Origin of the sequence: Dysgonomonas sp. 37-18 (assembly GCF_001899125.1) — a bacterium.
GTDB lineage: Bacteria > Bacteroidota > Bacteroidia > Bacteroidales > Dysgonomonadaceae > Dysgonomonas.
The window spans coordinates 212,892-229,936 of sequence record NZ_MKVC01000030.1; the positions used below are offsets into that span (position 1 = coordinate 212,892).

14 protein-coding genes are annotated in these 17,045 nt (G+C 36.9%); 9 read left to right on the forward strand and 5 right to left on the reverse strand.

Features of this window, described 5'->3' with window-relative positions; all coding sequences use genetic code 11:
- Positions 1-16: 16 nt before the first annotated feature.
- From BGO84_RS11835 to BGO84_RS11865, 7 genes are all read left to right on the forward strand, one after another.
- A complete protein-coding gene (locus BGO84_RS11835; protein WP_291029413.1) occupies positions 17-1,186 on the forward strand; it encodes an N-acetylmuramoyl-L-alanine amidase in 1,170 nt (389 codons plus the stop codon).
- A 38-nt stretch (positions 1,187-1,224) separates the two neighbouring features.
- Positions 1,225-2,112 (forward strand): MlaD family protein, encoded by an 888-nt coding sequence (locus BGO84_RS11840; RefSeq protein ID WP_291029415.1) that lies wholly within the window; start codon positions 1,225-1,227, stop codon positions 2,110-2,112.
- A gap of 322 nt (positions 2,113-2,434) precedes the next feature.
- Positions 2,435-3,838 (forward strand): chromosomal replication initiator protein DnaA, encoded by a 1,404-nt coding sequence (gene dnaA, locus BGO84_RS11845; protein ID WP_252637680.1) that lies wholly within the window; start codon positions 2,435-2,437, stop codon positions 3,836-3,838.
- A gap of 217 nt (positions 3,839-4,055) precedes the next feature.
- Entirely contained in the window at positions 4,056-4,508 is a 453-nt protein-coding gene (gene smpB / locus BGO84_RS11850; protein WP_006842387.1) for an SsrA-binding protein, read from the forward strand.
- Between the two features lie 11 nt (positions 4,509-4,519).
- Positions 4,520-5,893, forward strand: a complete 1,374-nt coding sequence (locus tag BGO84_RS11855) for a DUF6056 family protein (RefSeq protein ID WP_291029417.1) — start codon at positions 4,520-4,522, stop codon at positions 5,891-5,893.
- A gap of 4 nt (positions 5,894-5,897) precedes the next feature.
- On the forward strand, positions 5,898-9,590 hold the full coding sequence (gene metH / locus BGO84_RS11860; protein ID WP_291029419.1) for a methionine synthase: 3,693 nt from the start codon (positions 5,898-5,900) through the stop codon (positions 9,588-9,590).
- Between the two features lie 137 nt (positions 9,591-9,727).
- Positions 9,728-10,561 carry a metal ABC transporter permease gene (locus BGO84_RS11865; RefSeq protein ID WP_291029421.1) on the forward strand — a complete coding sequence of 278 codons (834 nt, stop codon included), beginning with the start codon at positions 9,728-9,730 and terminating at the stop codon, positions 10,559-10,561.
- Between the two features lie 35 nt (positions 10,562-10,596).
- On the opposite strand, the gene BGO84_RS11870 is transcribed toward BGO84_RS11865, so the two are convergent.
- Together BGO84_RS11870 and BGO84_RS11875 are read right to left on the reverse strand one after the other, a co-directional pair.
- On the reverse strand, positions 10,597-11,106 hold the full coding sequence (locus BGO84_RS11870; RefSeq protein ID WP_006842391.1) for a threonine/serine exporter family protein: 510 nt from the start codon (positions 11,104-11,106) through the stop codon (positions 10,597-10,599).
- An 8-nt stretch (positions 11,107-11,114) separates the two neighbouring features.
- A complete protein-coding gene (locus tag BGO84_RS11875; protein ID WP_291029423.1) occupies positions 11,115-11,915 on the reverse strand; it encodes a threonine/serine exporter family protein in 801 nt (266 codons plus the stop codon).
- Positions 11,916-12,045: 130 nt separating this feature from the next.
- On the opposite strand from BGO84_RS11875, the gene BGO84_RS11880 reads away from it, so the two are divergent.
- Positions 12,046-13,938, forward strand: a complete 1,893-nt coding sequence (locus BGO84_RS11880) for a beta-galactosidase family protein (protein WP_291029425.1) — start codon at positions 12,046-12,048, stop codon at positions 13,936-13,938.
- A 52-nt stretch (positions 13,939-13,990) separates the two neighbouring features.
- On the opposite strand, the gene BGO84_RS11885 is transcribed toward BGO84_RS11880, so the two are convergent.
- Positions 13,991-14,887 carry a LysR family transcriptional regulator gene (locus BGO84_RS11885; protein WP_291029427.1) on the reverse strand — a complete coding sequence of 299 codons (897 nt, stop codon included), beginning with the start codon at positions 14,885-14,887 and terminating at the stop codon, positions 13,991-13,993.
- A 109-nt stretch (positions 14,888-14,996) separates the two neighbouring features.
- Between BGO84_RS11885 and BGO84_RS11890 the strand changes: the two genes are divergently transcribed.
- Positions 14,997-15,581: an NAD(P)H-dependent oxidoreductase gene (locus tag BGO84_RS11890; RefSeq protein ID WP_291029429.1), complete on the forward strand. Its 585-nt coding sequence runs from the start codon at positions 14,997-14,999 to the stop codon at positions 15,579-15,581.
- Positions 15,582-15,679: 98 nt separating this feature from the next.
- Here BGO84_RS11890 and BGO84_RS11895 read toward each other — a convergent pair whose 3' ends face one another.
- Positions 15,680-16,234 carry a 2-oxoacid:acceptor oxidoreductase family protein gene (locus BGO84_RS11895; protein ID WP_006842394.1) on the reverse strand — a complete coding sequence of 185 codons (555 nt, stop codon included), beginning with the start codon at positions 16,232-16,234 and terminating at the stop codon, positions 15,680-15,682.
- 10 nt (positions 16,235-16,244) lie between these two features.
- Positions 16,245-17,003, reverse strand: a complete 759-nt coding sequence (locus BGO84_RS11900) for a thiamine pyrophosphate-dependent enzyme (RefSeq protein WP_006842395.1) — start codon at positions 17,001-17,003, stop codon at positions 16,245-16,247.
- Between the last annotated feature and the right edge of the window lie 42 nt (positions 17,004-17,045).

Below are 17,045 nucleotides of genomic sequence, written 5' to 3' on the forward strand. Positions count from 1 at the left end.
ATCGATTAATTTCCTTATGAACAAAGTTTTGAGTCTTCTTATTTTACTCTTTATTGCAAATGTAACTTATGCAATAGACTCAAGATTTGTTGTAGTAATTGATGCCGGGCACGGAGGAAAAGATACCGGGGCAACCAGAGGTGGATATAAAGAGAAAGATATAAATCTTGGTGTTGTCTTAGCTTTAGGACAATTGATAGAGCGAAATCATAAAGATGTAAAAGTTGTATATACTCGAAAATCAGATGTTTTTGTAGATCTTGATAAGAGAGCTGATATAGCAAATAAGGCTAAAGCTAATTTATTTATCTCAGTTCATACCAACTCTACAGCAGCAAAGTCAACTACAGTATCAGGCGCTGATACTTATATTTTGGGGTTGGCTCGTAGTGAAGAAAACCTACAAGTAGCCAAGCGCGAAAACTCTGTGATATTATTAGAAGATAATTACAAAACCAAATATGAGGGCTTTGATCCGAATTCGCCCGAATCGTATATTATTTTTGAATTCATGACGAACACCTTTATGGAGCAAAGTCTACAATTTGCTTCTTTTGTTCAGTCTGATTTTAGGAATGTAGCAAAGCGAGTGGATAGAGGGGTTCGTCAGGCCGGATTTTTGGTGTTAAGAAAAACAAGTGCTCCGAGTGTGCTGATTGAGCTAGGTTTTATAAATAATCAATCGGAGGCACAGTTTTTATCAACAAAGTCGGGACAACAGTCGATGGCTACAGCTATCTACTCCGGTTTTAGAAAATACAAACGTGACTTTGATAAAAAACAAGGGAAATTAGTTGTAGGATCTACAGAAGTAGAAGATATTAGTTTTGATGATGTAGAAGAAGAAACGATAACCGTTAAGAATGATCAGAATGAAGACAGGATATCTCAAGTGTCAGTTTCTGAAAAAGTAAGAAACAATACTGCGTCATCAAATAAAAAAATAGAAAAAGATCAAATAGAATATAGAGTGCAGTTTCTTGTATCGCCTCGCAAGTTATCTGGAAATTCACCGGCTCTGAAGGGATTGTCTCCCGTGTCTTTTTATAAAGATGGTAGTGTGTATAGATATACATACGGTTCTACTACCAATTTTAATGAAATAACAAAGATACAGAATCAGGTAAGGTTGAAATTTAAAGATGCATTTGTTATAAGAATGAAGAATGGGAAGCGTATAAAGTAATAAGCACCGGATTAACTAACATACAATAGAGATACATTATGGGTAAAATATCTAAAGAAGTAAAAATAGGCATGGCTTTTGTAATTGCAATATTTATATTGTATTACGGAATCAGTTTCTTGAAAGGAATTAACTTGTTCAGGCCGTCTAATTCGTATATGGTAGTTTTTGACGATGTTGCCGGATTAACACAGGCTACGCCGGTAACTCTAAACGGTTATCCGATCGGTTTGGTATCTTCTATGAAATTGGATACAGAACACGGAAATCGTATCATTACTTATTTGGATATGAACAAAGGAGTGCAACTACCTAAAGGTAGTCAAATGATATTAGATGTATCTATGTTGGGTTCTGCCACAATAATTGTTAAAGAAAGCGATAATAAGACAGAGTTTATTTCTCCTTCGGACACTATAATTGGCATTCGAAATAAAGGCATGCTGGATGCTGCAGGGGGGATGATCCCTCAAATACAGAATCTCATGCCGAAGATAGATTCTATTTTGACCGGTATAAATGTGCTGGTCAATAATCCTGCTTTATCTCAATCTTTGTCTGATGTGAATCAAATAACAGGAGATTTAGCTAAAACAACAAAACAGCTGAATGTAATGATGGCAGCATTAAATAAAGATGTGCCTACAATTACCGGAAACCTTAGTCAGGCTTCAACCGATTTTGCTACTATGTCGAAACAATTCAACCAAATTGATTTGGCTTCTACTTATAAGTCTGTTGATGCAACCGTGAAAAGCTTAGAAAATCTTTCAGCAAAAATGAATTCGAAAGACGGATCTATTGGTCTGTTGCTGAATGATAGACAACTCTATGATAGTATTGTCAATACCATGAGTAACGCATCTCTACTTCTTAAAGATGTAAAAGAAAACCCTTCCCGTTATATTAATGTCAAGGTGTTTTAAGGTCATTGTTTAGAATTATTCTAAATAAGCAAAAAACATTATTTTTTGTAAAGGTGTAACACGAATGCTTTCTGAGAGATATTTCGGAATTGTTAAAATTTTGTTACATTTCATTATTGGCTACTAAGGTCTTGATTTAGATAGGCTTTTGAAGGTACTTCCCCTCTGATTGGGTTAAAGCTCTATAAGTGGTTGATATTAAACGAGATGCTTGCTTGTGGCGAATTCCAAATTTATACCCACTTTTTTTTATTGAAAATATTTTAGAAATTTACATTCGGAAGCAATTAATAAATATTCAAATTCATATTAAATAACGTAAATGGAACAAGTGTCAGCTCAGAAATTATGGTCAAATTGTTTGAAGGTTTTTCAGGATAATGTAACTGAGGCCGCTTTCAAGACATGGTTTCTGCCTATTGTCCCACTCTCGTACGAAAACAGGGTGTTTACGATACAAGTTCCCAGCCAATTCTTTTACGAATATTTAGAAGACAAGTTCATTGATTTGCTCAAAGCCACATTATATAGAGAAATAGGCAGCGATACGATATTGCAATATCGCATACTTATGGAAAATACAACGAATACATTAGTAGACTATCGTGGCGATGCAAAATCTTCTACAGATAAGATTGTACTAGGAAAGAATACAAACAAAGTACCTAATCCATTCCAAAAAGTAGTGGCGGATGATTTCGATTCGCAACTGAATAATAAATATACATTCGATAACTTTTTTGAAGGAGAAAGTAACAAGCTGGCTCGTACCGCAGGGGAAACTATAACAAGAAATCCAGGGAAGACAGCCTTCAATCCTTTGTTTGTTCATGGAACATCAGGTGTGGGTAAAACACATTTGTGTCATGCAATAGGAAATAGCATTAAGGAACAATATCCGGAGAAACGTGTATTGTATGTATCTGCTCATTTGTTTAAAGTACAATATGCAGATGCGGGACGATACAATACGACCAATGATTTTATTAATTTCTATCAGGGCATAGATGTCCTTATCATAGATGATATCCACGAATTGGCCGGAATAGAGAAAACGCAGAATACATTATTTCATATATTCAATCATTTACATCAGAACAATAAGCAGCTTATTCTCACTTGCGACAAGTCTCCTTCGGAGCTACACGGAGTTGAAGAACGATTGCTGACTCGCTTTAGATGGGGTTTGACTACTAAAGTTGATAATCCGGACAAGCTGTTAAGATTGAAAATCCTTCAGAATAAGATATTACACGATGGATTGTCTATTCCTGAGGATGTAGTAGATTATATAGCTGAAAATGTAACAGATAATGCTCGTGACTTAGAGGGTATCATTGTCTCTATAATGGCTCATTCTTTGGTGTATAACAAAGAGATCGACTTGCCATTGGCCAGACGAGTTATTGGTCAGGCAATAAAGAAGATAGAAGCAAAGAAAATCACAATTAATACAATAGAATCTGCTGTTTGTGATTTCTACAATATCAAAAGCGAGCTTATTCATACAGCATCAAGGAAACGTCAGATTGTGCAAGCAAGACAGGTAGCAATGTATCTTTCTAAAAGCTATACGGAAATGTCTCTTGCTCAGATTGGTTCTCTGATAGGTAAGAAAAACCATGCGACGGTACTCCACGCATGTAGAACAGTACGGGAGCAAATGGAAGTAGATAAAACATTCCGAGAGGAAGTTGCTGAAATAGAAAAGAAATTAAAAGGTTGAATTTGAGAATTCAACCTTTTTTCTTCACCACCTTTTTTTAGCAAAATCATGTGTCTGCGGACTAACTTTACAATATCAAAAATCTTCTTTTTTTCATAATCAACGCTTAAGATTATCTTGTTCTGAATGCATCAACTAAGAATATTCAGGTTGAAATAGATACTTAAGCCTAATATTTAGTATTTTTGTAAGTTTGGATAAGAATGCTTATATAATTATGAATCAATCAAACATAAATATAAAAAATAAACGTGCAAGTTTTGATTATGAATTTATCGAAACATATACTGCCGGCATTGTGCTTACAGGAACAGAAATAAAATCTATTCGCCTTGGTAAAGCCAGTCTGGTGGATACATTTTGTATGTTCGAAAAGAATGAGCTGTGGGTACGTAATATGTACATTGCAGAATATTTTTATGGTTCGTATAACAATCATGCTGCACGTAGTGATCGCAAACTTTTGTTGAATAAGAAAGAGCTGAAAAAAATACAGCGATTGGTAAAAGAAACAGGATATACGATCGTACCTACCCGTATTTTCTTAAATGAACGGGGTTTAGCTAAGGTAAATATAGCTGTAGCACGAGGTAAAAAACAATATGATAAACGTCAGTCGCTACGCGAGAAAGACGATAAGCGCGCTATGGATCGTGCTATGAAGCATTAATTGTATAGGTAATGTTGCAGGGATTTAAAAGGATTTTATTCGAACAAAAATACATTGTTCTGGCTTCCATATTACTGTTCTTCGGTATTTATGGACTGAATCATTATTTCCCTATTACCCTCGATGATTGGACATACAGTATGACAGCCGAAGGCAATAGAGTCGGTTTTTCTGACATTATTCCGTATCAATATGTTCATTATTTCAAGTGGGGAGGACGTTCAGTTGTTCATGCGATAGCTCAGTTTATGCTTGCTGCAGGTGTTTTCTGGGGTGATATCATCAATAGCATTGGGTATATAGTATTAGTTGTAACAATCTATTATATAACAAATAAGGGAAACAAGAGTAATTTGTTACTTTTTGTTGGAATAAATCTGTTGATCTGGTTTCTTACGCCTGCATTGATCGAAAATGTTTTTTGGATTACGGGGAGTGCAAACTATATGTGGGGAACCTTACTTATTCTGTTGTTTCTATCTTTCTATTGCTCTGCTTACCTTACAGGAAAGTCTAACGATAGTTGGATAAAAGCCTGTGCAATGTTTTTGCTTGGTATTATCGCCGGATGGACAAATGAGAATATGGCTGTGGCGATGATCTTCTTCGTTGTATGCTTAATTATATTAGCGAAAAAGGAAAAGCAAACGCTACACAAATGGATGATATTAGGGTTTATAGGAGCTATTGTAGGGTGTGCTTTTATGCTGTTAGCGCCAGGTAATTATATAAGAAATGCAGGAGAACTTAGCAACCTGAATTCGGGAGGCACTGAACCTATATACATGTTTTATGTTTATAGGTTTACAAGCATTTTGAAAATGTCTACTTGGTATGCACTTATTCCAACAGTTATATATGCAATCTTTTTATTTCTATATTTCAAATTCAAAAAGAAAGATAGTAATAAGAAGATACTGTTTCTGTCCTTGTTATTTGCCTTTACAGCAGGTGTGGGAACGTTGGCTATGACTGGTGCTCCAACTTTTCCTACTCGGGTGTGGTTTGCTATACTGATATTCCTGTTTATTGCTACAGGATTTTTATATGCCAATCTTGATTTCTCCATTTTATTTATAAAGAGGTCTTTATACTCAATTATTGGAGTTGCTTCTTTAGTGTTTATTTATTCATATTGGCTAAGTCTCGAAGACTTTAAACGAATACATGGAATATGGGCAGAAAGAGATCGGATTGTGCTTGCTGAAAAACAAAAAGGAATAAAAGATATTATAATATATGGACGTTTTAATGCATCTGAATCGCTATTGGTACGTCCTAAAACGGGAGATATTCCTTTAGATTCGATTGTGTGGATGCAGAATGCGTATGGAAATTATATGGGTGTAAACTCAGTTAAAATTTTTGATTTAGAAAATAAATAAATTGATGCAAAAGATACAAGATATATTGAAAGAGAGGATACTTATCCTTGATGGTGCTATGGGGAGCCTTATTCAACAGTATAAACTGAAAGAAGAGGATTTCAGGGGCGAGCGTTTTTGTGATAGCGTAATATTACAAAAAGGGAATAATGATCTGCTTAATCTCACACGCCCCGATATAATAGAAGAAATTCATCGAAAGTATCTGGATGCGGGAGCTGATATTATTGAAACAAATACATTCAATGCAACAGCTATATCCCTAGAGGACTATAACATGTCGCATCTGGCAAAAGAAATAAACAAAGAGGCAGCGAAAATTGCAAAAAAAGCTGCTATAGATTATACAAAGCAGAATCCGGATAAACCTCGTTTTGTTGCGGGTTCTATTGGACCGACCAATAAAACAGCATCAATGAGTCCTAAGGTTGAAAATCCGATCTATCGTGCTGTTACTTTTGACGACTTGTCTTCTGCTTATAAGGAGCAGATAGAGGGGCTTGCGGATGGCGGTGTCGATCTATTGCTTATAGAAACGATATTTGATACGCTAAATGCAAAGGCTGCCTTATTCGCTGCCGAAGAGGTTCTCAAAGAACGAAATATTGAGTTGCCGATAATGATATCTGTAACCTTATCAGATAAAGCAGGGCGTACATTATCAGGGCAAACAATAGGAGGATTTTTGGCATCGGTCAATCATATAGACTATCTTTCGGTCGGGCTTAATTGTTCTTTTGGAGCATCGGATATGAAGCCATTCTTAAAAGAATTGGCTAGAATGGCTCCAAGCTTTATATCAGCATATCCAAATGCGGGGTTGCCAAACCAGTTTGGAGAATATGACCAGACACCTGATATAATGGCTGAGCAAATTAGCGAATTCATTGGAGAAGGATTAGTAAATATTATTGGTGGCTGTTGTGGTACGACACCCGAGCATATTGCAAAATATGCTGATTTGGTGAAGGATGCAAAACCTCATAAACCAGCTGAAAAGCCAAAATATATGTGGCTCTCAGGTTTAGAGTTGCTAGAGGCTAAGCCTGAAATTAATTTTATCAATATAGGAGAACGTCTCAATGTAGCAGGTTCTCGCAAGTTTCTTCGCCTGATAAAAGAAGAAAAATATGAAGAGGCTCTAACTATTGCTCATAAGCAAGTAGAAGATGGGGCGCAGGTACTCGATGTGAATATGGATGAAGGGCTGCTTGATGGAGTAAAAGAAATGACTACTTTCCTTAACCTGATGGCTTCCGATCCTGATGTCTCTCGTATTCCTGTGATGATTGACTCCTCGAAGTGGGAAGTGTTGGAAGCCGGTCTAAAATGTGTTCAAGGTAAAGCAATTGTAAATTCAATATCGCTGAAAGGAGGGGAGGAAGAATTTCTTCGTCACGCTCGTCTTGTCAGACAATATGGTGCAGCAGTTATCATAATGGCTTTTGATGAAACAGGACAAGCTGATACATTCTCTCGTAGAATCGAAATCTGTGAGAGAGCATACAAGTTGTTGATAAATGACGGATTCGATCCGCTTGATATAATATTCGACCCTAATATTTTGGCTATAGCTACCGGCATAGAAGAACACCGTAATTATGCTGTTGATTTCCTAGAAACTATTACATGGATAAAGAAAAACCTTCCGCATGCAAAGATTAGTGGGGGAGTAAGTAATTTATCTTTCTCTTTCCGTGGCAACGATTATGTGCGTGAAGCGATGCATGCCGTATTCCTCTATTATGCTATTCAGAGGGGTATGGATATGGGTATTGTTAATCCGGGGCAATCAGTGGTGTATGATGATATTCCACTCGAACTTAAAAATCTGGTAGAAGATGTGATCTTTAACCGTAGACCGGAAGCCACTGACGAACTTATCGAATATGCAGAGCGCATTAAAAATGAAAAGACCGGGCAGGCTGAACAAAAAGTGGAAGAATGGAGATCATTCCCGCTTGATGAACGTATTCAGTACTCATTAATAAAGGGTATTAGCGATCACTTGGAAGAAGACTTGGAAGAAGCTCTCAAAGTATATCTTAAGGCTGTGGATATAATTGATAAGCCTCTGATGGACGGTATGAACAAGGTCGGAGACTTGTTTGGCTCGGGTAAGATGTTCTTACCGCAAGTGGTTAAAACAGCTCGCACAATGAAACGTGCTGTGGCTATTCTTCAACCAACATTGGAAGCGCAGAAATCATCTTCGGCAGGGAGTAATAAAGCAGGAAAGCTTGTTATTGCGACTGTGAAAGGCGATGTACATGATATAGGTAAAAACATAGTAGCCATAATTCTTGCATGTAATAACTATGAAGTCATAGACTTAGGGGTTATGACTCCTCCTGAGGTTATTATTCAGAAAGTAAAGGAAGAGCAACCAGATATTCTTTGTCTAAGCGGACTGATTACACCATCGCTGGAAGAAATGAGTATTGTTGCTCACGAGATGGAAAAGGCAGGATTCTCTATTCCATTAATGATTGGCGGTGCAACTACATCTAAACTGCATACTGCAATAAAGATAGATCCTAAGTACAATAATGGGTCGGTAGTGTATGTGAAAGATGCATCTCAGGCTCCTGCTGCTGTAAGTAAATTAATAAATCCGAATACAAAAGAAAATTATATAAACGAAGTAAAACAGGAATACTCTCAGTTGAGAGATAATGCCGGAGATAAGAAGGCTGACCTGTTACCTTTGACTCAAGTTTTAGATAAAGGAATGCCAATAGACTGGTCTGAATATAAAACACCTGAGCCGAGAGTAAAAGGGCGACAGGTTTTGAAGCGTATACCGGTGGATGAGATAGTTCCGTATATCGACTGGAAGTTCTTCTTCCATTCTTGGAATTTATCGGCTCGTTATGCATCGGTACAGCATATTGATGATTGTTCTTCGTGTAGTACGACATGGTTGAATTCTTTTCCCGAGCAGGAACGAGAAAAAGCAGCCGAAGGCATGCAGCTTTATAAAGATGCTAAGGCTTTGTTAGACCAATTGATATTTGAGAAAGTAGAGTATATAAATGCTGTTTTTGGTGTTTTTGAGGCATATAGCGAAAATGAATGTCTCTACATCAATGACGTCTGTTTTCCGATGCTGCGTCAGCAAAAAAAGAATGACAGAGGAGAATATTTGTCTCTTTGCGATTTTGTTGCACCTAAATCATCAGGGAAGAAGGACTATGTAGGAGGTTTTACAGTAACTGCCGGAGTCGGCTCGAATGAATTGATGAGCGAATTCGAGCAGCAGGGTGACGAATACAAGGTTCTATTACTAAAATCAGTTTTAGACCGATTGGCAGAAGCCACAACCGAGTGGTTGCATGCAAAAATAAGAAGAGAGTATTGGGGCTTTGCTGCCGAGGAAAATATTTCTGTAAATGACATGTTTACTCTTAAATATCAGGGTATTCGTCCGGCAGTAGGCTATCCGTCTATTCCCGATCAGTCTATTAATTTTTTGTTGAATAATGACCTGCTACAATCGAAAGAAATAGGAGTAGAACTTACCGAAAATGGCGTTATGTTACCCAATGCTTCTGTAAGTGGAATAATTATATCTCATCCTAAATCGAAATATTTTAATATTGGAAATATCCTTGATGATCAGATGGAATCCTATGTTGAAAGAAGAGGAGAGGACGCAGAGGTTATTCGCAAATTTTTAAGTGCGAATCTGATATAAATATAAAATAAGTGACAAAACAGGTAAATAAGAAACCTTCAATAAAGTGTTACTTTTGTCACTTTTCTGGAAAATAGAAATGATGATTATTTCTCATTCTAGAAATGTCTGATTCAGAAAAAAATAATATTATCACAATGGAATTTTTTGATCTTCTATCCTATAGCTTTTTTCAGAATGCTCTTCTAGGTAGTCTTTTTGCCTCTATTGCATGTGGAATTATAGGATCGTATGTTGTTATCCGCAGATTAGTTTTTATTAGTGGAGGGATAACACATGCTTCGCTCGGCGGTATTGGAATGGGCTTCTATTTTGGATGGAATCCAATTCTGTCTGCAATGATTTTTTCTATACTGTCGGCGTTTGGTATTGAGTGGCTTTCTTCAAGGCAGGGGGTTAGAGAAGATTCTGCTATTGGTTCATTCTGGTCTTTAGGGATGGCTGTTGGTATTATTTTTATCTATCTTAAGCCCGGGTTTGCACCCAACCTTTCCGATTATCTCTTTGGGAATATTTTAACTATAACAAAACCAGATATTATATATCTGGCTGTTTTATCATTGGTGCTTATCATTGTTTTCCTGCTTTTTGGGCGACAAATACTTTTTGCAGCATTCGATCCTGATTTTGCAAAGACACGCAATCTTTCTGTCAATCTGATTAAGTATGCGATGATGATGGGTATCGCAATAACAATCGTTTTGTCTATCCGTTTGGTTGGAATTGTTTTACTTATGTCTATATTGACGGTTCCTCAGATGACAGCTAATCTATTCACTTCTAATTTTGTGAAGATGATTTTGCTGTCTATTCTTATAGGATTCTTGGGTTGTTTGGTCGGATTATTTCTTTCTGCTGTTTTGGATGTACCGTCCGGTGTTTTTATTATTTTTACTCAGATAATAGTATTCCTTATATCCCGATGGATCGTCAAATTAATACATAAGAAACAATTAATCGGTTCTTTATAGGGGAACTGAGATAGATAATAAAGTAAACTAGAGTATCAGCCTTTTCCTATTATATCTTTCAGCGATATATTTTTCACACTCGATTTTCGGAAAAGCAGCGCACTGATACATATTCCTATTGCCAAGGTGAATAAAAGAGACATTGTCAGCATAAGATTGTGTGACATCTCTATTAGTATCCGAGGGTTCTGCTCTACAATCGTTAGATCTGTAACCTTTATTCCGGCAAGCATCGTTTTATAAGCAAACATACCCGGTATCATCGTAATACAGGCCGGCATTGTAAATACAACAGGTGGACTGTCTACCTTATGCGCAGCAAAAATGCCTATCAGTCCTATTAGTACAGACCCTGCCAGAGTTGCGGTTATTAACCCGAAATCGAGTTGAACTAAAATAAAACGGATACAATGTCCCATCCCTCCAAGCAGGCCGGCTACCCATAACAAACGTTTAGGTGAACCAAATAATATAGCCCAACAGAAGCCGACGATGAATGCAATGCCAAAGTCGCGTAGTATATTTATAATAGTAAGCTCTTCCATTTTTTTTTCTAAAAATTATTGATCCCCATTAGTGTAATACATAAGGTCATTCCTGCGGCAATACAAAGTAAAATAAACCCTCCGAATAAGGCTCTGTTGATTGCAGACGAGAGGTAGCCTTCTATCAGGTCTATAACACAATTTATAAGAGGGACTCCGGGTATAAGATATAATACGCCTGTAGCCATGGCAGCTTCGGGGTGTGCTCCGATTCCATATAGTCTTCCAAGCCCTGTAATCAGAGTGGTAACAAAAGCTGCTATCGAGATACAAATCATAGAGTTGAAATTCTTCTTAGAGAAGGCAACACGGACAAAATATCCTAAAAAAGCGGCAACAAAAGCAACCGTAGCGTTCATCGAATCTCCTAATGAGAAAAGGCATAGCCCTGCGCATGAAAGTCCGACAGCTATAGCAACATATATATCTTTATAATATGGTTTAGCTTTGATTGCAGCAAATTCATTTTCTGCTTCAGTGATGGAAAGTTTCTCTTCTTTTACTTTCCACGACAAATGTGATATTTCAGTCAAAACAGCAAGGTGGACATTGTGAGGGGGCGAATTCTTAAATCTGGTGACTGTATTTGCAGGGTCGTTCATATCTTTTACAGTAATTAACAGCCCTTTGAACGTAGGATCTATATGTAGATCAAACTCCCATGTCGAAGCCATTCTCCCCAGATTACTATTGAGTCTTCCGCAATGCGCTCCCGATGCAAGTAGATAAGTACCTATATCTAAAATGAGATCGGCTAAGCGTTGCGCTGGTATTTTTACTTTTTCTGTTGTATCTTTATACTCTAACATTCCAACCTTAATTTTACGACAAAGATATTAAAGAATATTTAATGTAGTAAACACTTATAATTGAGTTTATAAACGTGAATTTAATTTATAATAATATATAGCTTTAAATTAGTAATTTAAAAAGAAAACCATGTTTAAAAAGATTTGTTCAACCTTTTTTATATTATTATTCGTTTTTTCCATCAGTTCTTTTGCTCAGAAGAAACATACGTTTGAGATTAAGAACGGAGATTTTGTATATGACGGAAAACCGGTAAGAATAATTTCAGGCGAAATGCATTATCCGCGTATTCCTCATCAATATTGGCGTCATCGTATGCAGATGCTTAAAGCAATGGGACTGAATGCTGTGGCTACTTATGTATTCTGGAATATTCATGAACCCGAACCTGGTAAGTGGGATTTTACAGGAGATAAGAATCTTGCGGAATATATAAAAATAGCTGGCGAAGAAGGATTGATGGTGATACTTCGTCCCGGTCCGTATGTATGTGCTGAGTGGGAATTTGGAGGTTATCCTTGGTGGCTTCAGAATGTAGAGGGTTTGGAATTGAGACGTGATAACGAACAATTTCTAAAATATACCCAGTTATATATAAATAGATTGTATAAGGAAGTTGGAAACTTGCAAATAACTAAAGGTGGCCCTATTGTTATGGTGCAGGCAGAGAATGAGTTCGGATCTTATGTCTCCCAACGTAAAGATATTCCATTAGAAGAACATCGTCGATATAATGCAAAAATCGTTCAGCAATTAAAAGATGCAGGTTTCGATGTTCCATCTTTTACTTCGGATGGAAGCTGGTTATTTGAAGGAGGCGCTGTTCCAGGGGCTTTACCAACTGCAAATGGGGAAAGTAATATAGAGAATTTAAAAAAAGCCGTAGATAAGTATAATGGAGGACAAGGACCTTATATGGTTGCAGAGTTTTATCCCGGATGGCTTGCTCACTGGCTCGAACCTCATCCACAAATAAGTGCTACAAGTATAGCCCGTCAAACAGAAAAGTATTTACAAAATAATGTGTCTATCAACTATTACATGGTGCATGGCGGAACTAATTTTGGTTTTACCAGTGGTGCTAACTATGATAAGAAACATGATATTCAGCCCGATCTCACTAGCTACGATTACGATGCACCTATAAGCGAAGCGGGATGGGTAACGCCAAAATACGACTCGCTTCGTAATGTAATTAAAAAATATGTCAATTACTCTTTGCCTAAGGCTCCCGATGCTATTCCTGTGATAGAGATCCCGTCTATTAAACTTGACAAGATAGCTACATTAGACGGATTGAACTCAAAAGTAGTGGAAAATAATAAACCTATGACTTTCGAGCAGTTGAACCAAGGCTACGGTTATGTTCTGTATAAAAAGCACTTCAATCAGCCAATAAATGGAACTCTGGAAATAAATGGATTACGTGATTATGCCACTGTATATGCAAATGATGAAAAAGTAGGGGAACTTAATCGATACTTTAATAAATATTCTATAGATGTCGAAATACCATTCAATTCTACGTTAGAAATCTTAGTGGAGAACATGGGACGTATCAATTACGGATCTGAGATTGTTCATAACACAAAAGGAATCATCAGCCCAGTTGTAATAAACGGAATGGAGATAGAAGGTGATTGGCAAATGTATCAGATACCGATGGATGAAGCTCCTGATTTTAGTAAGATGCAACAATCAAGTGTATATAGTAATACAGAATCAGCTGCTAAACGTCTTCTGGGTGCTCCGGCTTTATATAAAGGAACATTCAATCTGACAGAAACCGGAGATACATTCCTCGATATGGAAGATTGGGAGAAAGGTATTGTCTTTATAAATGGTAAGAACATCGGGCGTTATTGGAATGTAGGTCCTCAACAAACGTTATATGTTCCCGGTGTATGGCTGAAAAAAGGACAAAATGAGATTGTAATTTTTGAACAACAGCATGATAAGCATCACACAGAAGTAAGAACAACAAAAGTTCCTGTGTTGACAAATCTTAAGCTGCCTCAATAAGGTAACTACTATAGAATGAAAGGGTGAGAAATCACCCTTTCTTACTTTTATGTTACTCAATAGACATTTGCGTCATAAAAATCTCCTGTAGTATATCTAGCTCTTTCTTATAGATTGTCTTCTTGCGTTGGGCGAAATATAATATGTTCTCGAGAGGCGTATACCCTTCCCATACCAGTTGTATATTACCATCTTCTAATTCCTTTTTTGCTAAAAAGTCCGGTATAATGGCAAATCCTTCTTTGCCTGAGATACAACGTATAATAGAGCTTATATTGGGTACAATATAATTCGGTTTAAAGTCCGGCCTTTTCTTGAAATTATGTAGCCAGAAATTTCGCAAATGTTCCATATCCCCAGTTGTGCCAAACCACGTTTGTTTATTTAACCAATCTTCTGCTTTTTCAGGTTTTTGCATTACCTTATAGAATTCCGTAATATTACTTTTCGATCCCGCTATCAATGTGATTTTTTCTTTCGAAAATGGAATATACTGTATATTAAAAGATTCATCTTTTTGGGGTGATATCACAAAATCCAGTAAACCTTTATCCAGATCACTCAACATATCCTGATATATACCGAATTTAGATATGAGGTTAAATGGAAGTTCACTTATAAAAGGCTCCAGTACGTGTTGGAATGTTTCAAAACACATGCCAATACTAATACTCGATTTGCCTGAATCGGCATTCCTGTAAAAATGTTTTTCTGCTTCCTCCAGTTTTTTTACGGCATCCACAATTGAGTTATAGAGCATGTTGCCATGTTCGGTGGGTAGCATCTTCCGTGTTCCTCTGTCAAACAATTTATTTCCGATATGTGCCTCTAAAGAATTCAGATGCAGACTTACTCCGGGTTGTGATATATATAACTTATTCGCTGCTGATGTGAGGGAACCGGTTTCATATATTGCTTTAAAGGTTCGGAACCATTCAAAATTTACCACTTTATTTTGTTATTATAATTATAATGCAAATGTATAATTTATATTATTTTACTGATTAATAAAAAGGCTTTATTTTTGTAATACTAAATATTAAAACGTAAGAATAAGCATGAAGAAAATATTTGTAATTAATGGAGCTCCTAAATTTGCCCATTCGGGCGGAGAATTTAATAAGACATTGTCAGATTGGACTGTAGATTACTTTAAAGATAAAGATTATGATGTGAAATATACTGATATCAATGATGAATATAATCTATCTGATGAAGTTGAAAAGTTTGTATGGGCAGATGTTATTGTATACCATACCCCTATTTGGTGGTTTCAGATTCCGAATGATTTTAAACGATACATTGACGAGGTCTTTACCGAAGGTCATCAAAAAGGGATTTATTTTAGCGATGGTAGGCGCTCGGCTAATCCCACCCGCAATTATGGTACGGGAGGTTCATTGCAAGGGCGTAAGTATATGCTTACTACGACATGGAATGCTCCTTTAGAGGCATTTACTATCGAAGGTGAGTTTTTTAAGCAACATAGTGTTGACGAAGGTGTTATGTTCGGGTTTCATCGGATGAATGCTTTTGTAGGAATGGAGCCTGTAAAGAGTTTTCACTTCTATGACGTGATGAAGAACCCCAATATAAAACAATCTCAAGAAAATTATGTAAGACATTTGAATGATGTGTTCTAAATATTATTTTCTGCTCTAAGATTAATTAACGGTACTTATATAGAAAAAGGATAGTAATTTTTTTTACTATCCTTTTTTATTTTCAAAGAAACGGAATCTTATTCAGATTTTTGAACTTCTTGTATTATCTCCATACCTTTCATTATTGCCTGCTCATTCATAGGCAGTAAACCATGGTGACGTTCCGGCAAAGATTTTTTCAATCCTTTCATAACGTTTTCGAGTTTTACCATTGGGCTTACTTTCAATAATCCACCTAGAACAATCATATTGAATGCTTTCGTATTTTTCATCAATATAGCTGTATCCACAGCTTCAACTTTATAGATATTGATATCCTTACGTGTTGGTGGATGTTGAAATCCGTTCGGGTCATAAATTAATATTCCTCCCGGTTTTACATGCGATTCGAATTTATCCAATGACGGCTGATTTAAAATAATCGCAATATCAAACTCATTTACTATCGGCGAGCTGATGGGGCTGTCGCTCAATATTACAGTCACGTTAGCTGTACCACCACGTTGCTCCGGTCCGTAAGAAGGGAACCATGAAACTTCTTTATCTTCCATCAGACCTGAATAAGCAAGGATTTTACCCATAGATAATACACCCTGTCCTCCAAAACCTGCTATAATTATTTCTTGTGTCATGTTTCTTTGTTTAAATATTTTTCAAATCGCCTAATGGATATGCAGGAAACATATTTTCTACCATCCAATCGTTAGCTGCCTGAGGAGACATTTTCCATCCTGCATTACATGTAGATACAATTTCTACAATAGATGTGCCTTTATTCTCCATCGAGTTTTCGAACGCTTTGCGTATCATGCGTTTTGCTTTCTTTACAGAGGCTGCCGTATGAACGCTCTGACGAGTAGCCAGACAAACACCTTGTAACTGAGCCAACAAATCGAGAATCTTGAGAGGGTAACCACTCTCGTGAGTATCGCGTCCGTTAGGAGATGTTGATGTTATCATTTGGCTAAGGGTTGTTGGAGCCATTTGTCCTCCGGTCATGCCATAAATTCCGTTATTTATAAAGATTATAGCAATATTTTCACCTCTATTTGCCGCATGTATTGTTTCACCTGTACCAATGGCAGCTAAGTCTCCGTCTCCCTGATATGTAAATACCATTTTATCGGGATTCAGTCGTTTTGCTGCTGTAGCCAGTGCCGGAGCACGTCCGTGTGCAGCTTCCTGCCAGTCGATATCCAAATAGTTGTATGCAAACACAGCACAACCAACCGGAGCTATACCGATTGTTTTATCACGCAATTCCATATCATCAATAACCTCAGCTATCAACTTATGAACTACACCATGTGAACAACCCGGGCAGTAATGCATGTCCACATCGTTCATCAACGCAGGCTTGGCATATACTAGGTTAGCCGGATCTATAATATTTGTACTCATAATTGTTTAAACTTTGAATTTTAAGGTCTCAGACCTACTTAC